The sequence below is a fragment of the Desulfobulbus sp. genome, assembly GCF_030824455.1.
Taxonomy (GTDB): domain Bacteria; phylum Desulfobacterota; class Desulfobulbia; order Desulfobulbales; family Desulfobulbaceae; genus Desulfobulbus.
The window spans coordinates 1-21,577 of the sequence record NZ_JAVBXR010000027.1; the positions used below are offsets into that span (position 1 = coordinate 1).

Sequence of the window (21,577 nt, forward strand, 5' to 3'; positions counted from 1 at the left end):
ATCACCTGGAGTTTGTCGCCATTGAGCACAAGCCATGCCCAGCCGCTGCCGAACTGGGCCATCGCCGCTGTCGCCAACTCCTTCTTGCAGACATCCAACGAACCGAAGGATGTCTCAATTTTGTGTTGCAACGCTTCTGGCGGCGCACCGCCGCCCTTCGGCCTCAAGCTGCGCCAGTAAAACGTGTGGTTCCACGTTTGCGCGGCATTGTTGAAAATCGCGGTGTACTCGGCCTTGCCGGCTGACCCGGTGATTATTTTCTCCAGCGACATGTCCGCAAACTCCGTTCCCAACACCTGCTTGTTCAGGTTGTCGACATAGCCCTGGTGGTGCTTGCCGTAGTGGAAACTCACCGTCTTTGCCGATATTATTGGGTCTAACGCGTTGTCGGCGTAGGGGAGGGGCGGCAGCCCATGCGGAAAGGCGCTTTCAATTGTATCTTTGCTCATCGTTTCTCCTCCTGTATGGCGACGCAAAAGCGAAAGGGTGATTTGTGCGAGGTCGCGGCGCGCAAAGTGTTGGCATGTCGCCTGACATTTCAAGCTGCCTGAATTGATAGCTGTCGTTCTGGCTGAATTCGTTTACTTGTTGAGCATGGACGACAACAGGGCAGATGCGCTGATCGAGACGATTTGATCGTCATCGCCATGAGGGATCAGTGCTGGCGGCGTCAATTTTTCGAGGTCTTTGGTGAAATCGCGCTCATCCTTTGGCTCGTTTGCATCGAAGTTACTCTCTGGCCTCGGGCATTCCCCGTCGTCAAAAATTGCGAGCCGCTCTCCTGTGGGGGAGCGGCTCCTTCAAGCCCGGAAGGGTGAGGACGTGCATCCGTCACAGTGTTCCATGCCAACTTCTTCAGACGGGGTGTGGACAGGATCGCCCTTGAGCAGTCCGGCCTATTGCCGGATCGTCATTTGAGCCGCATGCTGTTTTTAACCGACTGGACCCCCTTGATGCTGCGTGCAACCTGAACCGCTTTGTTGATGTCGGCCTGGGAGTTGACAAAGCCGCTCAGTTGCACCACGCCCTTGAAGGTTTCGACGTTGATCTCGGCTGATTTCAGGGAGTCCTCTCCGAGGATTGCCGCCTTGACCTTGGTGGTGATGACCGTGTCGTCAACATACTCACCTGTTCCCTCTTGCTTTGCTGTCGATGCGCATCCCAGGAAAAGTGCCGTCAGGGCAATTAAAAGAAATGCAGTGAAAAAATTTGTTCGCGTCATGATGTGTTCCTCCAAATGATGAATGAAACTGCTTTCCCCGACGCTTAATACAGCGGGGGGATGGTGAGACCATTCTCAACATCCGTTGTTATTTGCCGACAACCTTCTCTACTTCACCGAGCTTTTCTTGTGCCTTTCCGCCTAATTTTTCAATTTTGCCTTCGGCTTCCAACTCGTGATCATCCATTACCTTCCCGGCAATCTCTTTGGCCTTACCCTTAACTTGGTGCATCTTGCCTTCAGCGTTGTCTTTCGTGCTTTGTTTCATGTCGTTCTCCTGTTTGAAGGTGGTTGAGCTGCTTGCGGACGGGTACTTGAAAATGAAAAGCCTTGCTCAAGAAGCATCGTGTGTTTCCCAGCCGCAGCTTGATATCGTTCCGAGAAAAGAAAGGCAAAGAGGAGATGCCGTCTGCTGTACTGACTCATAGAGCAAGCAATGCGCCGGTTTGCACCGCTCAGCGTTGCTTCGTCTATCGCTCTGAATTTCCAAGGTATTGTCCAGGAGAGTATTTGGTGGGTGGTTATGGGACGCCCTTTTAAAAAGGTCATATTTAACCAACGGTGAAATATGACCTTTTTAAAAGCTGCCTGACGGCGACAAGTGCAAAGGAGGGCCGCTTTCTTTTTAAGGGCGATCAGTCTGCTCGATCAGATGCTTCTTGTTTCATTCCTGATCGTTAACAAGCAAGTGTGGATGAAGGCAGCAGACTTGCTGCAATGTTCGGTAAAAGAACTGGAAAAAGACTGGGCAACCCGTTTATTCGGCCAAACATTCTGCTAAGCCATAGAGTTTCCAATGGATTGCCCTGATTAAATCAATCCCTCGGGTGAAAGACTGCACTGCTTCAAGTATCAGGCATGGGGCGTGCATTTCCTTTCAGAAGCCTTGCTCAACCAAGGGTCTCTTGTTTGACAGGCAGATCGTCCCCTGCAACTGTTGCCCTTCCAGGGCGAGCAAGTGTGGCCTCTGGCCCGTCAACACTGCGTTTGCCCCGTAGCCATTACCCTGATGGCTCGTCAGATTTTCACCTGTGAACAGTCATATCCAGCAACAAGGAGAGAGTATGGGAGATTTCATTATTCAGGATTGTAGCCTGCTCGCCAAAACCAGCGGCCTGCCCGCCGCCATCAATCTTCGGGAACTGCGCGACCGGATTGCTCTCTGCAGTCAGGATGTTTTGTACCATCACTTCTGCGAAACCCTGCTCGTTCCCTCGTTCGACAACCCCGACTATCGGAACGATTTCGCGGCATGGGCCCTCTTGCAATTGGGCGACCGGGTGCTTGCCGAGCAGCTCGGCATCATCAATCCCTATATCTTTCCTGATCTGGAAAAGTTGCGGGAACAGGTTCTCGAGATTCTTGACGAGCGACTGAGCGAAGTGATTTTTGTTCCCTCCTGCCAGCCCGGCGGGGAATTTTTCTTTACCGAGGCGGTGACCGTGGTTTTTGACACGGGCAAGCGGATTGCGTCGCCGAAGGCATTACCCGAGGCAATCGGCACAATGACCAATGGCAGCATCTACTATCATTTTTTTGAAGCCCGGCGGCGTGAACCCGTGGGTGTCGACGATTTCTCCGCCTGGCTTGGTGGTTTTCCTGGCCAGGAAGCCTGGCGCCTAGCCTTGCAGACGGTGGATTTTGTTTTCTTTAGCCTGCCTGAACTCCGGGGCGAGCTGGTGCGAGTTCTCGGAAAAGGAGGTGTGGCATGACGAAATTTCTCTCGTCGTACGAAGGTCTGGTGAGTGCAACCGTCCTTGGCGAACTCCGTCAGTTGGGCAATCGGCTGGCCGGCAAGAGGGTTGTGCATGTCAACTCAACCCGGGAAGGCGGCGGGGTGGCTGAAATCCTCGACTGGATGATCCCGCTCATGCAGGATGTCGGGCTTAAGGCCCAATGGGAGGTAATAACGGGAAACAGTGATTTTTATGCCGTGACCAAAAAGTTCCATAATGGTCTCCAGGGGTTCCCGGTCACCATCAGCAAACGGGAGTGGCAGACCTACCGGGAGGTGAACGAGGAGAATGCCGTCCGGCTGCGGCCAATTCTTGAAGAAGCCGATTTTGTGGTCATCCATGATCCTCAACCGGCGGCGTTGCTGGGACTCTGCCCGGACCGGAAGGGTAAATGGATCTGGCGGGGCCATATCGACATAAGCCGGCCGACGCGTTCGGTCTGGCGGGGCCTGCGCCCCTTTGTGGCCGGCTATGACGCGAGCATTTTTTCCATGTGCCAGTTTGCCCAGCCCTTGCCGCATCCGCAGTTTCTCATTCCGCCGAGCATCGACCCCCTGAGCCCGAAAAATATGGATCTCGATCCGGAAGAATTGACCAGGGTGCGCCATCAGTACAACCTTGACCCGGACAAACCGCTGCTGGTTCAGGTCTCCCGATTCGATCGGTTCAAGGATCCGCTGGGTGTTCTTGAGGCCTATCGGCTTGTCCGCAAGGTCCAGCCGGTGCAACTGGTTCTAGCCGGGGGCGGGGCCACTGACGACCCCGAAGGGCAAGAGGTGCTCGATGAAGTTCTGGAGGCGGCTGCGGGGGATCCCGATATTCACGTCCTGTTGCTGCCGTCTGATGCGCATCGGACGATCAATGCGCTGCAACGGCTAGCCGACATCGTCATTCAGAAATCCACCCGGGAAGGGTTCGGTCTCACGGTCACCGAAGGGCTTTGGAAGGGGAAGCCGGTTATCGGCGGCGACACCGGCGGTATTCGACTGCAGGTGGTCAACTATCATACCGGCTTCCTCGTCAACTCGCCCGAAGGGGCGGCGCACCGTATCCGCTTTCTGCTCCACCACGAAGCCCTGCGGGCCAAGATGGGGGGCAGGGCGCGGGAATATGTACGGGAACATTTTCTCCTTACCCGGCACCTCAGGGAGTATCTCACGTTGTTTCATATTTTGGGTTCACGGGAGGATGCATCCATCATCTACATTTGATCAACTTTTTTACTCGAGCGACGCCACCAAGACGACGCGTGGACGTGCCGAGAAATGCGGCGATCAAGAACTTCAACCAGGAATACTATGCATCCTCAACGACGATATCCCATCGGCGCCGAAGTGCAGCCAAACGGCGGCGCCCATTTTCGCGTCTGGGCCCCTCGCCCGAAGAAAGTAGAGGTGGTGTTGGAGGCTGGTCCAGGTGCTCCGGCGACCGTCCAACTGGAACAGCAGGCCGGCGGATACTTTGCGGCTTTGGTTCCACAGGCGGCAGAAGGCACTCGCTATCGCTTTCGGCTGGATGAGGCCAGTTGCTTTCCGGACCCGGTGTCGCGCTACCAGCCGGAGGGGCCGCACGGCGCGTCGCAGGTGGTGGACCCTTCCGGTTTCGGGTGGACCGACAGCGAGTGGCAAGGGGTTGGCCTGGAGGGTCAGGTCCTGTATGAAATGCACATCGGGACCTTCACCCAGGAAGGGACATGGACGGCTGCCCAGCGGGAACTCGCGGAACTGGCTGACTGCGGCGTCACCGTCGTTGAAGTGATGCCCGTGGCCGATTTCTCCGGGCGTTTTGGCTGGGGGTACGACGGGGTTGGCCAGTTCGCTCCGGTTCGGCTCTATGGCGAGCCGGATGATTTTCGTTGTTTCGTCAACGAGGCCCATCGTCTCGGCCTGGGGGTGATTCTCGATGTGGTCTATAACCATTTTGGCCCGGACGGCAATTATCTGGCCGAGTTTTCACCTGACTATTTTACCGACAGGTACGAGTGCGAGTGGGGTGAACCCATCAACTTTGATGGTGCGCACGCCGGCCCGGTGCGAGAATTTTTCCTCACCAATGCGGCGTACTGGATCGAGGAATTCCACCTCGACGGACTCCGGCTGGACGCCACCCAGCAGATGTTCGACGCCTCGCCGGAAAACATCATAACGGCCATCGGAAAACGCGTGCGGGAAGCGGCGCGCGGGAGGCGGACGATCATCGTGGCGGAGAACGAGCCGCAGCTCACCAAGCTGGTGCGTCCCATCGAGAGCGGCGGATACGGGTTGGACGCTCTGTGGAATGACGACTTTCATCACAGTGCCATGGTCGCAATGACCGGGCGCAACGAAGCCTATTACACCGACTACCTGGGCAGGCCGCAGGAGTTTATCTCGATGGTGAAGTACGGCTACCTCTACCAGGGGCAGCACTACAAATGGCAGAAGCAACGTCGCGGCACGCCCGGCCTCAAGCTGGCGCCGGCGACATTCGTCACCTATATTCAGAATCATGATCAGATCGCCAATTCCGGTTGTGGCGAACGGGTGCAGTTACTGACCAGCCCTGGGCGGTTGCGGGCAATGACCGCGCTTCTCTTGCTCGCGCCGGGAACACCCATGCTCTTTCAAGGGCAGGAGTTCGGCTCATCAAGCCCGTTTTATTTTTTTGCGGACCACAAGCCTGAACTTGCCCTTCTGGTGAGCCAGGGTCGAGCGGAGTTTCTGGCCCAGTTCCCGAGCCTGGCGACGAGCGAGATGCTGTCCTGCCTGATTGATCCGGCGAATCCTTCAACTTTCGAGCGGTGTAAGCTTGATTTCAATGAACGCCAACGCAACCGGCCCACCTATGATCTACATAAAGACCTGCTGCGTTTGCGCCGCGAAGATTCTGTCTTCAGTGCGCAAATTCCGCACGGTGTGGATGGAGCTGTGCTCGCGCAAGAGTGCTTGCTGCTGCGTTTTTTCAGCGAGACCGGGGACGACGACCGCCTGTTGCTGGTGAATCTCGGCATGGACCTGCATCTGGACCCCGCCCCGGAGCCGTTGCTGGCGCCTCCGGAAGCAATGATCTGGCAGACACTATGGTCAAGCGAAGATCCCCGCTACGGCGGCTCCGGGACGCCCGAGCTCGATTCCGGAGACAACTGGCGTATCCCAGGCCATGCCGCGATCGCTTTGCGGCCAATTTTAACGGAGCAAGAACGGCATGGCTGACCTGTTTCGAGTGCTGTGCACCGGCGATTTATGCAGCAAGCTGGAAGCAGACCCGCACATGATGGAAGAGTGGCTGGTCACCAATGGAATCGGCGGATACGCGTCGGGAACCGTGACCGGCGCCATCACCCGCCGCTATCACGGATTATTGGTTGCCGCTTTGCCCAATCCGCTGGGCCGGATGATGATGTTGAGCGGGCTTTCTGAGCGTCTGCGCCTGCCGGACCGCCGCGTCCTGTTCACGGGCGCGGAGGAGTTGGCGGGCATCTCGCCGGAGTCGACCTTGCCCATCAGTGAATTTCGGCTGGAAGCCGGGCTGCCGGTGTGGCGCTATGAGGTGGACGGGTTTGTCCTTGAAAAACGTCTTATTCTTCCCTACCGGCAGAACACTGTCCACGTGACCTATCTTCTGCTCGCCGGCAAGGGCAAACTGCGGTTGGGGCTTCGGCCGGCGATGCAGTTTCGTTCGCACGATGCGACGGTCAGCCAGGTGCGCCCGGCACACTACAAATTGACCGTGTCCGAGGACCAGTTTGAGATCACCGGCGCTGACGGTTTGCCCGTGTTGCGGCTCATCGTGCACGGGCCATCGATGGCCTTTACCTTCGACCGCAAGGAAACCTCCTTGATCCCCTACCATACTGAGCGCAACCGCGGCTACGAGTGGCAGGGGGCATTGTGGAGTCCTGGGTATTTCCGCGCTGATCTGGTCGAGGGCGACCGGACGACGTTCGTGGCGTCAACCGAGGAATGGGACACGATCCGGGCGCTGTCACCGGATGCGGCGTATCGGGCAGAGCTGGATCGCCGCAAGCGGCTTTTGGTTACCGCTCCGCCGCAAGCACAGAGGGGCCCGGCCGCAGAACTGGTGCTCGCCGCCGATCAGTTTCTCATCACGCCCGTTGGCCGGGTGGAGGACGTCGCCCGCATGCGCGCCTCAGGCGATGAAATCCGGACCATTATCGCGGGGTACCACTGGTTCACGGACTGGGGTCGCGACACCATGATCAGCCTGGAAGGACTCACGCTGATGACCGGCCGTCATAAAGAGGCGGGCTGGATACTGCGGACGTTTGGCCATTACGTGCGCGATGGCTTGATCCCCAATATGTTCCCCGAGGGCGAGAGGGACGGCCTGTATCATACCGCCGACGCCACCTTGTGGTTTTTCCACGCCATCCACCGTTATCTGCGGATAACCAACGACCGCATGACCTTGCAACTGCTGCTGCCCAAATTGCTGGATAGTATCGAACAGCATCGGAACGGCACGCGGTTTGGCATCGGCATGGACCCGAGGGACGGGTTGCTGCGGCAGGGGCAAGAGGGGTATCAGCTCACCTGGATGGATGCCAAGGTGGGAGATTGGGTAGTGACGCCCCGGCGGGGCAAAGCAGTGGAGATCAACGCGCTCTGGTACAACGCGCTGCGGTTGATGGCGGGGTGGCTGCAGGAAGAGGGCCAGGAGGCCGACATGAACCGCATGAACGCAACGGCCGACCAGGTGCGGGAATCTTTCAATCGGCGATTCTGGTATGAACAGGGTGGCTATCTCTTTGATGTGGTCGACGCGGAAAACGGCGGCAACGACGATGCCTGCCGCCCGAACCAGGTTTTTGCGATTTCGCTCGATCACCCAGTGCTCGACGAGGCCAGATGGGAACCGGTGATGAAGGTGGTGACGGATCGCCTGCTCACCCCTGTTGGCTTGCGTTCTCTTGCGCCTGGCCATCCGGAGTACAAGGCGAAATACTATGGCGACCTGCGCGCCCGCGATGCCGCCTACCATCAGGGCACAGTGTGGGCATGGCTTATCGGTCCTTATGTGGATGCGTGGCTCAAGCTCAATCCGGGCAACGAGGCGGAGGGGAGGAAATTTTTAGCTGGCTTTGTGGCCCATCTTGACGAAGCCTGCGTCGGCTCGATCAGCGAGGTTTTCGATGCCGAAGCGCCCTATACGCCGCGGGGTTGCGTGGCGCAGGCGTGGAGTGTGGCCGAGGTGCTGCGCTGCTGGGTGAATACGGCATGAGAGGAGGGGAGGGGATCAACGGATAAACAAGGACGGGCGCCGATGTGCTGGGGGCAATCCTCGTGGGCGTGGCGATGGCAGCCAGGGGCAGCGGATTTGTAATGGAGCCATGTTTTTGATCAGCCTGAACTGTTAACTGTAGGCATGAACTTCTGAGATAGCGTTTGCGTGAATTCACTCAAACAGGAGGTACATCCTCCTCTTTTCCTTCACCTATCAGCAACGCCACCGGAAAACGAAGCAAAATATCCCCGACAGGCAGCGCATTCTCCCCAGTAAGTATTTCCTCGTCCGTAAGCACATTGCGCCAGGCAGCTGGCGCCCCGTGAGGGAGTATTACCTGTGTATTCTGCCACACTTCTTTTCCCAGGGGAAAATCGCCTTCTGAAATCAAGTGACTGATAAATCTCGGCGCAATGACCAAGGCCCATTGCCGCTGATGCCTCCAGGCAAAGGCGATGACATGGTTGCTGAATTTTCCCGTCGACTCAAGGGGAAGATAGGCGCCGGAACGGAAAAGCGCCCGATGCGCGCTTTTAGCCTTGAGCGCCCGATAGATGAGAAAAAGCTTGATGGCGCCATCTTCCCTTGTGGACAGCAGCGATTGGACGAGCCGGTCAATATCAGCGGCCTCCTGTGTGCGGATGCCGGCCAGCAGGGAACGCCTGCGGGCAAAATCCACCGGCCGGCGATTGTCAGGGTCCACCAGGCTGAGGTCCCAGAGTTCCGACCCCTGATAGAAATCAGGCACACCGGGCGAGGTGATCTTGATCAGGGTCTGCGAGAGGGAATTAAATATGCCGAAGTGAGCGACTCGCCGGCAAAATGGGATGAATTCCTTGAGAAATTCGTTGTTCTCCGAGGGGATGAGGATTTTTTCCACAAAAGAGAGGTACGCATCTTCGTAGGCAGTATCGGGTTGCAACCAGGCAGTATGAATTTTTGCTTCCCGTACAGCTTTGACAATGTAGCTCTTCATCCTTTCAATGAATTCGGGATACTCCGCATTGGCGAAGGGAAACGCGCCGATCAAGGTCTGGTAGAGGAAATACTCGTCGTTTCTATCCGGAACAGCCAAGCCGGCGATCCGCATTTTATTCCCCCGGTTGCCCCTGATCCAGGTCCGGAGCTTTTTTTGCCACTCAGCCGGCATCTCGGAAAGGACATTGATTCTGGCGCGGGCGTCCTCTCCCCTTTTGGTATCGTGCGTCGCGGTGGCGCTGAGGGTATCCGGCCAGAACTCTTTCCTCTTGGCGTTGAAGGCGTGAAATTCCGCGAGCGAGCAGCCGAATCGATCCGGCCGGCCCCCTACCTCGTTGAGTGACAAGAGCCGGTTGTAGACATAATGGGTGGTATCTTCGACACCCTTGGCCATAACCGGACCGGAAAATTGCTGGAAGCGCATGGCGAAGTGCAGCCACTCCCGCTTCTCTTCTTCATGCACATAATCAGGAAAGTCGAGGAGCAGGAATCTGCGGACGAAAGTAAACCCATGCAGCAGGGCGGGAAAGTTAGCCCTGGCCTTGTTCAATGCATCTGAAATGGTTTTCCGGTCGGTCTCCGAGACCACAACGTCGCTGATGTAGGTCCTGTAGACCGGAAACACGGCAAGGACCTCGGTCAACGCTCTTTGGAGTGCGTTTAAGGTGATGTCGCTGCCATGACGGTCCCGGCTGGAGATCTTTTTTAAAAGCAGGGCGAGGTTGTGGACATCGCTCGCCATATCCTCCTGGATGATGATCTTTTTGTTGGTGCGCACCACCTGTTCATACGTGTCTTTCAAACCCGATATGCTGGAATAGATCTTGCTGAATGCTTGCTCGTTTTTCTGCTCGCAAAACAGCCCATTCACGGAGTTGATACAATCATAGCCCGTTGTGCCCTGCAGCGGCCAGGATCGGGGGAGGTCTTCGGCGGGGTCGAGAATTTTTTCGACGATGATGTAGGTGTGGGGCGCTCTTTTTCGTATTCTTTGCAGGTAGCTCGCCGGATCGTACAGCCCATCAACATGATCGATTCGCAGGCCGGTGACAAGACCTCTGCCGAGCAGATCGAAAATAAGGTTGTGAGTGTGGTTTAAAACATGCTCATCTTCTATTTTCAGTGATATCAGCCCATTGATGCAAAAGAAGCGGCGATAATTTATTTCTTCAGCCGCCACTTTCCAAAATGAAAACCGAAAGATCTGTTGGCCAAGCAGGTTGTCGAGAGCATTAAAACTTTCAGGCTTCCCCCTTGAACCATTGAAGGAGCGCAGGGTGCCGTCAATGAAGGCTCGGATGGCAGCGTTGCTGGTGTAGAGCTCCCACACGATCCGGTGGATCATTTTTATCTGGATGGAGCGCTCTTCAGGCTCAGGGTTCGAAGAGAGCATCTTCAAGGCATACAGGATGCCGAGAAAGGTGATGAAGTCGGGGTTGTCGTCGGACAGCTTTTTTTTCAACGGGGTAAGATTGTTGAAAAGACCGGAATAGGATTCTATTCGCAGCGGGAAGGCGTAGTTGTAGTACATGAACGTAAAGCCGTTCGGCCCGTACTGAAGGGCAATCTCTCCCTCTTCGAGGCATTCCCCGTAAAACCTGCCGAGAAACGGCGCGAGCACTCTCTTGTTGAGGCTGGCAGCCGGATGGTCCCAATCCACATCAAAAAAATGAACATACCGGGAGTTGGAACCATTCGCCAGGACGTCCATCAGCATCTGGTTGTCAGAATCTATGGCCATATGATTCGGGACAATGTCCTGCAGCCAGCCCATAGCGTATTTTTTCAGTTCCGCAGCCAGCGCCTCAAGGTCGGCGAGATCGCCCAATTCAGGATTCATGCGATTGGGGTCCACCACGTCATAGCCATGGCTGCTGCCCTTGACGGCTTTGAATATGGGCGAAGCGTACAGATCGGAAATGCCCAGATCCGCGAGGTAGGCTATGACAGGTTGCGCGTCTTGAAAACCAAACGACGGGCTGAACTGTATTCGATAGGTTGCTGTTGGGAGATTCATGGCGACTTCCCTGTCAAAGCGGAAACCTAAAGCAGCCAAGAGGGCAGCTGAATGCGAAAGTTCTCCGCCAACACTGTGGCATTGTGTATCCAACTGCTTGCATCCTCCTCACCTGAGCTGGCCTTTTCCTTGAAATCGGAGCAACAGGTGTGCAGGATCTTGTAGCAGATGTTTTGGGTTTTCCAGAGATTCACCTCGAAGGGGAGTGCCTGGACGAGGCTGGCCGCCTTGTTCAATCGCTCCATGAGTGAAACGTCATCGGGTTGGGCGAGCAGTTGTTCGGCCAAGCGTTCGATATTGGCGGTGAGCAATAAACCCAGAGCCGTCGCATCAAGCGTTGCATCGGCCAAACGAGCTTCTTCGAGAAGAGGTTGCACGATTTGAGGCTCAAGCCCCTCTCCCTCAAGCGCCCTGCGAAGCTTGGCATTCAGGCAGAAAGTCGCTGCGACGGACAGGACTTTTGGCCGCGGCGTTCCGGACCCGTTCAAAAAACGAATCAACGGTGCATGGTGCTCGTAGATCGCGCTATAGGCAGCTTCCGCCTCCCTCAGGGTTGGCTCCATGATCATGTTCAACACCTTTCGGCGTTCATCGGCGAAGAGCGAGTTCAGCGAGTAGGTGGACGTGCCGAAGTACTTCCCCAACAGGAGTATGGTCTTGGGAAAGTCGGCGCCGGCGAAAGCATCTGAAATCTCTTTGACAAAGGCTTCATATTTCTTGGCTCCCTGATATATCCCGGTACCGCAAGCGATACTATGGTCCCCGAGGTGCAGGACGCCAAAACACAAACTGGTGGATATCCGCGTAATCTGCGAAGTGACCTTGGCCCGCCCAATCATAAGTTTGGTTCCGCCCGCCTGAAAACTCCGGCTGTCCTCCATGGCGGCGGAATAGGCATAGATCGATTTTCGTTCAACGTCGCCCTGGAACAGCGAGCATATGGCATAGTGCGCGCCCACGGCGGTCAAGCCGAGCATGGCCGGCCTGACAAATTTCTCGTAAATTGTCCGGCCGTCTCCATGTTCAGGAAGGTTGCTCTTGGCACGTTCAAGACGTTCGAGAAAACCTGGTTCAAAGGCTTCGGTAAAAAGTTGGTCGGCCAACTGCAGCACTCTGCCGGCATATTGGATAACCTGAACCGTCTCAATTCCGGAAAGTTCGTCAAAAAACCATCCGCAGCTGGTGTACATGAGCATGGCGTGGCGTTGGAGCTCCATCAGCTTCAGGACGGTGATTTCGTCCTCATAGCTCAAGGGGCGGGTTGCGTGGCAGTTCAGAAACGCATCAATCCGTTCGGGTGAACGGTCCATTATGATGTCGATGTAGGCGTCCCGAGCCGCCCATGGATCGTTCAGAAGCTTTCCGGCCAATTGTTCATAAGCCGGGCTTACGGCATCTCTGAGCCAATCCAAGGCTTCGCGCAAGGGGGCTCGCCAGGCTTGATTCCAGCCCGGATTGCCGCCGCTGTTACAGCCGCAATCCGACCGCCAGCGTTCGATCCCGTGCATGCAACTCCACGAGCTGTTTTCAAAGATCTCCACTTCGTGCGTTGGTGGATGATTTTCCAAATACTGGCCGTAATTGGTCAGCTGCGCAAGCTCATTGGATTCGATGTGATTGAGCGCGTGCGCCAGGGCCATGTCGCCGCCGTGATGGTGATGCCCATAACTTTCGCCATCCGTTGCGATGTGGACCAGGCGAGGGGAAGATTGGTCGTCAGGGAACGCGGAGAGCAGCCTGTCGGCAAAGGCCTCGCCGTTGTCGAGCAACCCTTCAAAGGCCAGAGCCTGCGAAATGGGACCATCGTAAAAGAACAGGCTCATTGTTCGGCCTGAGGGGAGCGAGATCCTGTAGGCCATGCCGGGGTCGATTTTTCCACCACGCACATCGTTCCATTCTTTCTCGCCAAGCGGACGAACCTGCTGCGCCTGGCTGGGAGAAAGGATCGCAAAGGCGATTTCGTGCTGGGCCAGGACGTCCAGAGAGGCGAGATCAACCGCTGTCTCCGGAAGCCACATTCCTTCGGGCTTGCGTCCAAAGCGATATTCGAAATCCTGTATTCCCCAGATAATCTGGGTTTGCTTGTCGCGACTGTTTGCCAGCGGCAGGATCATGTGATTGTAGGCTTGGGCTAATGCCGATCCGTGCCCGGAAAATTTTTCCAGGCTCTGCCTGTCGGCCTCACGGATGGCCTCGTAGACATCGATGGCAAACTTCTCCATCCAGAGCAAAACCGTCGGGCCGAAGTTGAAGCTTATGCTGGCGTAATTGTTGACCAGTTGGGCTATTCGTCCTTTCGTGTCCCAGATCCTCGACACGGCGTTGGCTGCGTAGCATTCGGCTGTAATCCGCTCGTTCCAGTCGTGGTACGGGAACGCCGAATCCTGGATCTCAATGGCTTCCAACCAGGGGCTTTCCCTGGGAGGTTGATAAAAATGCCCGTGAATACAGATAAATCTGTTTTTCATGTTGACTCCATTGTGCGATTTCACGCCGTGTGACTCTCTGTATACAAAGACGATGGATATATGTTGCAAAAGCAGGCTGTTGCGTTAAGCACGAAACAAAACCTCTCGGAATTGAAGAAAGGTGCTCCGGATGCAGCTGACTCGGCCGAAACCCCGATCCTTGCGAACTGGCAGGCTGGGCTGAGGAGGTGAATGTTCGGATCGTTGACGTCTATCCCTGTTCAGAAGCAGTTGCGCCTTCATCCTCCATTGAAGAGTTGCTTATGCCTATCACTTGCCAATACGAATCGAGGAAATGTCTCCCATGAGCCCGAAGACATTCAAGAGCCAAATGATCACGGCAATAATAACGACGGCGTTGAGAATTTTTTTGATGGTGGACTGCATCGGGATGTAGCTGTTAATCACCCAGAGGACCACTCCAACGACAACCAAAACAATGACTAATTGTAGCAATGGCATAGCATGTCTCCTTGTTCTTTTGTTTTGCGCACCTGCAGGCGGCAAGAGGCAGTAATTCAAATCGGACCTCTCAAACCGTCAACTTTAGGTGCGGGAACAGTTGAAAAAAATGTAGAGTATAATGGTGTTTTTCTTTGTTGGGTGCTTCCTTTTTATTCGTCATTCCTGGAGGATTGCGCCGGCGATTGATACAGGTGGCGAAGGCTTGGCAATTGTCTTGTATCCGGCCCACTGTTCCTTGAAGGACAGAGGCAAATAATAGGGTTTGTAGGTTTTATCCTGTGCAATTCGATCAATCTCGAATTCGAGGGATGCGCTCGACTGCTGGTTGTGGATGGTCACAGAGGCTACCGGCTGCTTGCCGGCAACCAGAATCCAGAGCAGTCCATCGCCTTCAGAGGAGGCAGAAGGCGGCAGGCTGTGAGAGGTATAGTGAGACCTTTTCGTGATGGTCTGCAACTCTTTGACTGAGAGTCTGGTTCGGCGATCACCGCACAATACCACGGCCCCATATCGTTCTTTGAGCATCGGGTGTGAGAAAAGAGCGCCCAATTGCAGCAGTTGCAATTGCCTTGATCCGCAGAGGTGCAGATTAAGGACTAATATCGACGCCCCGTTCGTACGGACAAGTGCGAACTGGACAATCCCCTTCGATCCATCCGACTCATCGATTCCCTGAAGGCTACCGCTGTTGAGCGGCCAAATCCCGGCGCCGGTCAGAATGGCAAGTCCTCTGACGCCATTTTCATTTCGTTCTGTTTTTCTTTTCCAGGCAGGGCTTGCAGCGAAAAAGCTGGAGTTCATCCGCAACGATTTCGCCATTGTTCGGGTCTCGTCCTCGCTGTCGTCCCTCGCGCGCCAGACGCCTTGGCAGCATAGGATGTCAATTTGCCCCAGACCTAATTGCGCGACACGTTCATGCAGGTCAGGGGTTGCGCCCCCTTGTCCATCGTTATTGTTCAGTGTTACAGCCCTGATCATAATTCCTCGGCCTCCAAGAACATTGCGGATTTTTTGAGCGATTCCCTCCTCCCCAAAGGCGACATCCTGCAGGGCATTCCCCGCAGGATTCTCACGTTAATGCTGGCCGGATTAATATTTCGTTTCAGTGGTCGTTGAGGTGCGGGTTCGTTTTTCTTGCAGACCAGGCCGTTCGGTCGTCGTTGTGGTGGTTTTCCGAACAACTACCTTTTCAGCGATCATGCGATCACCTTCGCGGGTGTAGTACACCGTTACCGGCAGGCCGGATTTAACCGTCTCCACGGAGACGGGCGCACCGGTTTCGTCCACATAGGTTGTGCTTTTGGTGGAGCTGTAGTTCATCGGGGACGAGCTGGTTTCCGTCCGAACCACGATGGTGTCGGGACTCATCTCACTGATTGTGCCTGCGGTTTCGGTCGAGGTTCTCGTGTCGACAGTCGTCATGGATTGCTGTTGGGCAAATGCCCCACAGGGCATGACCAGGACGGTCAAGGCAAGGAGGCACGATTTCAAGGTGTTCATGATATTCTCCGTTAAAAAAGGTGTTGGCTTCGATGCCGATGCAACGCTTTGACGCTCCGTGCAGTTCTTCATTCCTGGGGTCGGAACGGAGGCAAGCCTCAGCTTGTGCTGTGTGCGTAAGGCATGTTCCTCTTTCATTCTCGATAAATAGCCTGCGGGGCCACCCTCTCTGCATACCTCTGAGTCCTGCCCCTCGACAGTTTATCGACTTTCAGTGGTCGTAGTGGTGGTTTTCTTCTCTTGCATCACTGGGCTTTCAACGGTCGTGCTTGTACTTGTGCTCGACCTTCTTTCAATTACTTGTTCTGACCCTTCGTCCTTGGATGAACAACCGGCCAGTGAGGCGAATAGGACAAAAATGACGAGATACAACGGGGTGGAGAAATTTTTTTTGTTCATGACGAATATCCTCTTTAGATGATTGTGGTGAAGGCCAACTCTCCTGGCGAGATCCTTCTTGTTCAATATCTTTTGCACTTCAATTTTTACGCCAAGATGAGAATGCTCAGAATCAGGAATGCATCACTCCGGTTTTTATAGGAATAATGAGATGGAGAAATCTTCCGTGACTGGTGTCGATAGCTGCAGGAAAGGGTCATATATAACCTGTGGTCATATGTGACCGTTTATTGAATTTGTTGCGGTCTAATTCCTTGACCATCAACACCCAGTTGAGTGCAACGGCGAAAAACACTCTGGTCTGAAGCAGGATGATTTTTAAATTTTTAAGCAAGTTGTCCGTCATGGCGCAGGATTGCCCATCTGACTCTTGGGGTTGATCCACGAGTTTTTGAATAAACAGGTTCCGTGGTCAACTCTCGCCTCTTGCATATTTTTCGTCCGGTTCACTGGATTTCTGCAACCCCCCGCCTCATGCACCCTGTTTGTGACGCTTTCCAGTTCACCTTTTTGCGATGAAATTCTCATCTAATGGACATCCACAAAAACAAAGCTGTGATCGAAGGAAAACAGTCGTGATGGAGGCGTGTCGACGCAACGGTTTCGTTGCGCCGCTACAGTTTTGTCCGTCGGCGGCTCATTTGGAGCAACTTGGTAACGTTATAATATTATTAAACAATACAAAAATAATTCAATTTAAAGATCACAGGTCAATCAGGCGCAAAGTTTGCTGAAGACTAACTGAGTGGCCTCTTGGATGAAATTGTCCTGTTCGTAACTGATCGTCCAAGGCGGCGCTCTCCTGATGCATGAATGACATCCGCCACCTCAACCACACAGGCGAGTTGTGAATATATTAAATTTTTATGAGAAGAATGAGGATCAGTTGATCGTTGACAAGCCAAGGCGGCCGGTCTTTGTTGAAGTCTTTTTCAATATCCTTGGTTCGATTCGTCAGCCTCTCCTGGTGCTTGATTACGATCTGAATGTCGTCAAAGCCAATCGTCATTATTACATGAAGTTTGTCAGTCAACCCGCTCAGACCGAGGGGCAATCGCTTTTTGATCTTGGAAACCGCTCATGGGACATGCCGAGGTTGAAAGAATTGCTTGCAGCTGTCCTTCTCGAAAATGCGGTGATTAATGACTTTGAAGTCGAGCAGGACTTCGAGTTTATTGGTCGGAGGGTCATGCGCCTCAATGCCAGCCGAATTTTATATAGAAAATCGGCTGTGTCTCAACTTATTCTCTTGTCTGTTGAGGATGTCACAGACAGCGAATTGCGCAAAAGAAATCTTGAGGAACTCGTTGATAAACGAACAGTTGAGTGTGTTGCCGCCCAGGACGAGGCGGAGAAAAGGAGAGAGGCAGCTGAAGGCGCCCTTGCAGAGATACAATCCCTCAAGGAACAGTTAGAAGCGGAAAGGGCGTATCTCCAAGAAGAGATAAAGCTCGAAAACAACCACGAGCGAATTGTCGGCCAGAGCGATGGCCTTAAATACGTACTGTATAAGGTCGAGCAAATCGCCAGCAGCGACACCACGGTCCTCATTTTAGGTGAAACGGGAACCGGCAAGGAGTTGGTTGCCCGGGCCATTCACGACTTGAGTCTGCGCAAAAACAGGGCGCTGGTCAAGGTGAACTGCGCCGCACTGCCGGCAAACCTGATCGAGAGCGAATTGTTCGGCCATGAGAAAGGCGCCTTCACCGGTTCCCATGCCAAACATATCGGCCGTTTCGAGGTGGCAAACGGCGGCACTTTTTTTCTGGATGAAATCGGAGAGTTGCCCCTCGAACTCCAGGGGAAACTGCTCAGAGTGCTCCAGGATGGCGAATTTGAACGATTGGGCAGCACCCGTACAATCAAAGTCGATACACGAATTGTTGCCGCGACAAACCGCAACCTGGAAGAGGAAGTGCGTAAGGGGCGTTTCCGGGAAGATCTCTGGTACCGATTGAATATTTTTCCGATCACCATGCCGCCGCTTCGGGACCGCCAGGACGACATACCGCTCTTGGTGGAGTTTTACGTGGAAAAGATTGCCAAGAGAATGGGCAAAAGAATTGAAGTCATTCCTGCAGGGGTCATGAATGCTTTGCAGCAATATCATTGGCCCGGCAATATTCGGGAACTCGAAAACGTCCTCGAACGCGCGGTGATTAACTCGTCGGGTCCCAAACTGCGCCTGGCTGATGAACTTAAAAAGCCATCCAGGGATTTATGTTCAATTCCCAAAACCTTGGCAGCAGTTGAGCGAGACTACATTTTTCAAGTGCTTGAGCAAACCAAATGGAAAATCAGCGGGAAAAATAGTGCCGCTGATATCCTTGGCCTTGATCGCAGCACTCTGCGGGCCCGAATGAACAAGCTCAATATCAACATGCAGAAATCTTAACAAATCTCGCTATAGGCGGTGAATGGGATTCTTATCGGCTTCCTTGGGTTGACCGCATATTAAGCTCGGGGAGGCAAAGCGGGTGGCGTCAGGATTGTCTTGCAGAACATGAACGGTAACTTTTCTTTCTATCAGCCTATTGGGATTTCGAGACTTGCATAGGGCAAGATATCGATATTCAACCAACGTGGAGGAGCAAAAATGAAACGATTAATGGCTATGCTGTACATGGTTGCGGTTGTTCTCTTTGCAACGCAGGCCTTTTCTGCGGACAAAGAGGCGATCACTAAAAATGTGGATGAAGTTGTTGCCGCCATCAATGGCGGCAAGGGGGCTGCAAGCTTTGCCCCCGATGCGTACACGCCCTATGCTTTTATCATGGAAGCAGAGGGGAAACTCATCGTGCATCCAACATTGGCCGGGAAGGACCTGAAAGTCGAAGGTATGCCAATCTATGAGGCAATAAAGGCTGCGACTCCTCAAGGAGGATGGGTTAAATACGTATGGAAAGAAAAAGAAAAAAATACCTACATTAAGAGAACAAATAATAACCTTATTGTAGGTAGCGGATATTAAAAGGTAAAAAATCGAGTTGCTTTGTCTTGGGGATTCCTCTTGGAATCCCCATTATTTATTTACGGCCTATAGAGCCGCCGCCGCTGGATAAAACAGCTCCGAGCCTGTTGCGGAATTCGTTTTCAACCGTATCCCAGCCCTGCTGGGAGTGTTGGATCAGATTTCAATGCCAATAGAGGTGTGCGGCATGGTTATATTCTCTATCCTTGCGCCCTTGCCGAACAGCGAAAGGAGCGTGGCTAGGTTTTAGGAAAAATGTCGCGAACGCAGCCTCTGTTCGTTGATGAGTTGATTCGACTCTTCTTGCCGTTTGGGAAAGGTTTGGGTCTGGGGAAACGGTTGAAACGTTCAGAGAGAAGCGTTTTTGGTCGTAAGAACAGCGGGGTCAAGCAACTCTTTTTTCCTGATCGAACAAACAGCCTCCATGCCTTCAAACTCTGCAACCGTGGCAATTTTAATTTGCAAGGGTTCGCTTAAGAGACACTTTGTTCCAAGCAAAATACCGAATCTGTCGGACTTCATGTGTTGGTCGAGATGTCGGCGGGTTTCCCATTCCGAAAACAGGTTGAAAACGTTTGTATCTTCGATGTCGCTTAAGATGGCATAGCTCAAGCAACCTTTTTCTTTTTCTAGCGGATCAATCATTGAAAGAAGGGTTTGCAACACCTCTTTCTGTTTTTCCGGAAGAGCGGTCATGATAGTTCTGACTATGATCATTACTATAGCCCTTTTGTTGTATTGTAATTTTAAATTTATTTGCAATATTCGATTATTGTTACATAAGTTATCAACTCTGTTTTGTTTTCAGTAAAGAGTATTACGGTAATTTTTTAATTGTCAAAGGTTATGCTGACTACATTTTCTTTGACATGACTCTTCCAACGCGGACTGTAATGAATTAATTCAACCCAAGTGTGAGGAATAAGTATGCAGTAAAACAAAGAAGATAAGAGTGAACAGGAAAACACCAGGTGTCAAATCGTCTTTGCGAGGTTGAAGCATTAGTTGTATTCTGATGAACTCCACAGTCAAATAGAGATCGAATTTATTCGGTAAAATTTCCTGATTATTCTGATCTCCTGACACGCATCTTTTCTAGAAGCCCGGATACAACCCAACGCCTGCGGTTTCCCTTGGCCCGACATAAGGATAGCAAACGTTGATCCAGAATTAAATCGGCCGCGAACAACTATTCATCATGCTGTTTTATGGCAAATAATTACCATCAACACAGGCGTTGCCCTCGCCCTCGCTCTCCATTTAAAGCGGTTATATTTAACCAGCGGTTAAATATAACCTGGTTTCCAGGTTGCTCGGTGAAAAGGGTTGAGGGAAAGAGAAGTGGCGTTAGCATCACTGGGGGAGGCAAGATGCTGGCGAATTAGCGCAGCAATTTGAAGTGCATTTCCGTCAGATAACCGATTGCAAGCAGTAACTCGGCAAACTAGCCGCCGGGTTTTCAGCCAGACTGAGCCATTCGCGGAATCATTGCCGAAATTTTTCAGATGGTGTCGTCATTGGTTTCAAGCACCCATTTGCCGTCGTAGCGTTTGGCCTCGGTGACGGAGGCGCGGTCCAAGCTGAGTTTTCCGGCCTTGGTCGTGGTCAGGTAGCGTTTGTAGCGCTTGGAAGCCAGCAGTTCGATCGCCCATTGGGCGGAAGCATCCCGATCGAGATGACTGGCCAACTCCTCTTCAAACAGGCGAACGATCTCGTCGCGGTGGGCACGTTGCCGCTCGGCCCCCCTTGGGGTTGAAGCAAAGGATGTAGCGGCGGCGCCGCTCGCCATCGCCGATGACCTCCTTGGCGTGCAGATTGTCGGAGATTTCGGTGTAGCGGCCGGGTTGCGAGAGCACTTCATCCTTTCTCTCGGTCACCGACGCCATACGGGTGGCCAGCAGATACTTGCCGCAGGCTCGGGCAAGCTCCTCCCGGTTGCTGGCGGAGTCATGCCCGAGTCGGCCACAAACAGGGCACGGCCGAGTTGCCAGCCCCGGAGGTCCCGTCTGATGCGTTCAACCGTGGAGACATCCGCTGTGCTGCCGGGAAAGACCCAGCTTTTCACCGGCAGCCCGTCTAGGGTGACAGCCAGGGCGACAACGATCTGCGGCGGCGTCCATGTGCCCTCCTTGGAATGACCGTACTGGCGAAGGCCGGCGTTGTTTTCGTCGGAGTCGTCTTCGTAGTCAATGGCAAAGGATGCGGTGGTTGTATCGTAGAAAATCAGGTCAACCGAGAGGTTGAACAGGTTGGCTGTCTGGAAAAAGACCGCCTCCTCAACCGCGTCAATATGCTTGTGGAGGAAGTCCATGGCCTCGTACATCTGCCGCAATTTCAGGCCATGGCATTTGGGCAGGTTGACCCGTTCCAACCAGCGATCCCAGACGCCGAGCTTGGACTCCGGTTCACAGAGGCGGTTGGCGGTCATGGCCAGCAAGGCCTGATCATGGGCAACGGCATACTTCCCCTTGCCGAGTAGTGTCCGGAGTACTTTGCCGATGCCCAACCGCTCACTGTCGCTGACACGTCAAATCAAGACATCATGCATGCAAGCCCTTAAACCGGACATCACTGGCTTTTGGCGGATCATTTATTTGT

17 protein-coding genes are annotated in these 21,577 nt (G+C 53.7%); 6 read left to right on the forward strand and 11 right to left on the reverse strand.

Annotated features, from left to right (window positions below):
* From RCH93_RS04435 to RCH93_RS04445, 3 genes are all read right to left on the reverse strand, one after another.
* Positions 1–449 (reverse strand): superoxide dismutase (locus tag RCH93_RS04435; RefSeq protein WP_306547112.1); only part of this gene is annotated, 449 nt, incomplete at its 3' end.
* Positions 450–910: 461 nt separating this feature from the next.
* Positions 911–1,222, reverse strand: coding sequence for a BON domain-containing protein (locus tag RCH93_RS04440; protein ID WP_306547113.1), 312 nt, complete (start codon positions 1,220–1,222; stop codon positions 911–913).
* An 88-nt stretch (positions 1,223–1,310) separates the two neighbouring features.
* Complete coding sequence (locus RCH93_RS04445) at positions 1,311–1,490, reverse strand: CsbD family protein (protein WP_306547114.1); 180 nt, start codon at positions 1,488–1,490, stop codon at positions 1,311–1,313.
* Between the two features lie 796 nt (positions 1,491–2,286).
* Between RCH93_RS04445 and RCH93_RS04450 the strand changes: the two genes are divergently transcribed.
* The 4 genes from RCH93_RS04450 to RCH93_RS04465 all read left to right on the forward strand — a co-directional run bounded on the left by RCH93_RS04450 (position 2,287) and on the right by RCH93_RS04465 (position 8,178).
* Positions 2,287–2,934, forward strand: coding sequence for a DUF5752 family protein (locus tag RCH93_RS04450; RefSeq protein ID WP_306547115.1), 648 nt, complete (start codon positions 2,287–2,289; stop codon positions 2,932–2,934).
* The gene (locus RCH93_RS04455; RefSeq protein WP_306547116.1) at positions 2,931–4,169 is read left to right on the forward strand and encodes a glycosyltransferase; all 1,239 of its coding nucleotides are present in this window, start codon (positions 2,931–2,933) and stop codon (positions 4,167–4,169) included. The genes RCH93_RS04450 and RCH93_RS04455 overlap by 4 nt, the downstream gene beginning before the upstream one ends.
* Positions 4,170–4,256: 87 nt before the next feature.
* Positions 4,257–6,149: a malto-oligosyltrehalose trehalohydrolase gene (gene treZ, locus RCH93_RS04460; RefSeq protein ID WP_306547117.1), complete on the forward strand. Its 1,893-nt coding sequence runs from the start codon at positions 4,257–4,259 to the stop codon at positions 6,147–6,149.
* The gene (locus tag RCH93_RS04465; protein WP_306547118.1) at positions 6,142–8,178 is read left to right on the forward strand and encodes an amylo-alpha-1,6-glucosidase; all 2,037 of its coding nucleotides are present in this window, start codon (positions 6,142–6,144) and stop codon (positions 8,176–8,178) included. The genes treZ and RCH93_RS04465 overlap by 8 nt, the downstream gene beginning before the upstream one ends.
* A gap of 178 nt (positions 8,179–8,356) precedes the next feature.
* Here the strand turns inward: RCH93_RS04465 and treY are convergent, their stop codons facing one another.
* The 5 genes from treY to RCH93_RS04490 all read right to left on the reverse strand — a co-directional run bounded on the left by treY (position 8,357) and on the right by RCH93_RS04490 (position 15,609).
* Positions 8,357–11,269, reverse strand: a complete 2,913-nt coding sequence (treY, locus tag RCH93_RS04470; protein WP_306547119.1) for a malto-oligosyltrehalose synthase — start codon at positions 11,267–11,269, stop codon at positions 8,357–8,359.
* On the reverse strand, positions 11,203–13,644 hold the full coding sequence (locus RCH93_RS04475; protein ID WP_306547120.1) for a DUF3536 domain-containing protein: 2,442 nt from the start codon (positions 13,642–13,644) through the stop codon (positions 11,203–11,205). The genes treY and RCH93_RS04475 overlap by 67 nt, the downstream gene beginning before the upstream one ends.
* Before the next feature lie 270 nt (positions 13,645–13,914).
* Positions 13,915–14,106: a Thivi_2564 family membrane protein gene (locus RCH93_RS04480; protein WP_306547121.1), complete on the reverse strand. Its 192-nt coding sequence runs from the start codon at positions 14,104–14,106 to the stop codon at positions 13,915–13,917.
* 159 nt (positions 14,107–14,265) lie between these two features.
* Positions 14,266–15,087, reverse strand: coding sequence for a hypothetical protein (locus tag RCH93_RS04485; protein WP_306547122.1), 822 nt, complete (start codon positions 15,085–15,087; stop codon positions 14,266–14,268).
* 111 nt (positions 15,088–15,198) lie between these two features.
* Positions 15,199–15,609, reverse strand: coding sequence for a hypothetical protein (locus RCH93_RS04490; protein WP_306547123.1), 411 nt, complete (start codon positions 15,607–15,609; stop codon positions 15,199–15,201).
* Between the two features lie 1,285 nt (positions 15,610–16,894).
* On the opposite strand from RCH93_RS04490, the gene RCH93_RS04495 reads away from it, so the two are divergent.
* Together RCH93_RS04495 and RCH93_RS04500 are read left to right on the forward strand one after the other, a co-directional pair.
* Complete coding sequence (locus RCH93_RS04495; protein WP_306547124.1) at positions 16,895–18,403, forward strand: sigma 54-interacting transcriptional regulator; 1,509 nt, start codon at positions 16,895–16,897, stop codon at positions 18,401–18,403.
* A gap of 174 nt (positions 18,404–18,577) precedes the next feature.
* Complete coding sequence (locus tag RCH93_RS04500; protein ID WP_373693254.1) at positions 18,578–18,979, forward strand: cache domain-containing protein; 402 nt, start codon at positions 18,578–18,580, stop codon at positions 18,977–18,979.
* Positions 18,980–19,327: 348 nt separating this feature from the next.
* Here the strand turns inward: RCH93_RS04500 and RCH93_RS04505 are convergent, their stop codons facing one another.
* The 3 genes from RCH93_RS04505 to RCH93_RS04515 form a co-directional block, all read right to left on the reverse strand.
* Complete coding sequence (locus RCH93_RS04505; protein WP_306547126.1) at positions 19,328–19,696, reverse strand: putative quinol monooxygenase; 369 nt, start codon at positions 19,694–19,696, stop codon at positions 19,328–19,330.
* A gap of 784 nt (positions 19,697–20,480) precedes the next feature.
* On the reverse strand, positions 20,481–20,768 hold the full coding sequence (locus tag RCH93_RS04510; protein WP_306547127.1) for a hypothetical protein: 288 nt from the start codon (positions 20,766–20,768) through the stop codon (positions 20,481–20,483).
* A gap of 84 nt (positions 20,769–20,852) precedes the next feature.
* The gene (locus RCH93_RS04515) at positions 20,853–21,485 is read right to left on the reverse strand and encodes an IS1634 family transposase (protein ID WP_306547128.1); all 633 of its coding nucleotides are present in this window, start codon (positions 21,483–21,485) and stop codon (positions 20,853–20,855) included.
* Positions 21,486–21,577: the final 92 nt, after the last annotated feature.

Bases quoted from the DNA above. Each gene is read 5' to 3' on its own strand.
- RCH93_RS04505 (WP_306547126.1), bottom strand. From the start codon at position 19,696: ATGATCATAGTCAGAACTATCATGACCGCTCTTCCGGAAAAACAGAAA.
- RCH93_RS04510 (WP_306547127.1), bottom strand. From the start codon at position 20,768: ATGGCGAGCGGCGCCGCCGCTACATCCTTTGCTTCAACCCCAAGGGGG.
- treZ (WP_306547117.1), top strand. From the start codon at position 4,257: ATGCATCCTCAACGACGATATCCCATCGGCGCCGAAGTGCAGCCAAAC.
- RCH93_RS04475 (WP_306547120.1), bottom strand. From the start codon at position 13,644: ATGAAAAACAGATTTATCTGTATTCACGGGCATTTTTATCAACCTCCC.
- RCH93_RS04455 (WP_306547116.1), top strand. From the start codon at position 2,931: ATGACGAAATTTCTCTCGTCGTACGAAGGTCTGGTGAGTGCAACCGTC.
- RCH93_RS04485 (WP_306547122.1), bottom strand. From the start codon at position 15,087: ATGATCAGGGCTGTAACACTGAACAATAACGATGGACAAGGGGGCGCA.
- RCH93_RS04490 (WP_306547123.1), bottom strand. From the start codon at position 15,609: ATGAACACCTTGAAATCGTGCCTCCTTGCCTTGACCGTCCTGGTCATG.
- RCH93_RS04450 (WP_306547115.1), top strand. From the start codon at position 2,287: ATGGGAGATTTCATTATTCAGGATTGTAGCCTGCTCGCCAAAACCAGC.
- RCH93_RS04465 (WP_306547118.1), top strand. From the start codon at position 6,142: ATGGCTGACCTGTTTCGAGTGCTGTGCACCGGCGATTTATGCAGCAAG.
- RCH93_RS04480 (WP_306547121.1), bottom strand. From the start codon at position 14,106: ATGCCATTGCTACAATTAGTCATTGTTTTGGTTGTCGTTGGAGTGGTC.
- RCH93_RS04440 (WP_306547113.1), bottom strand. From the start codon at position 1,222: ATGACGCGAACAAATTTTTTCACTGCATTTCTTTTAATTGCCCTGACG.
- RCH93_RS04445 (WP_306547114.1), bottom strand. From the start codon at position 1,490: ATGAAACAAAGCACGAAAGACAACGCTGAAGGCAAGATGCACCAAGTT.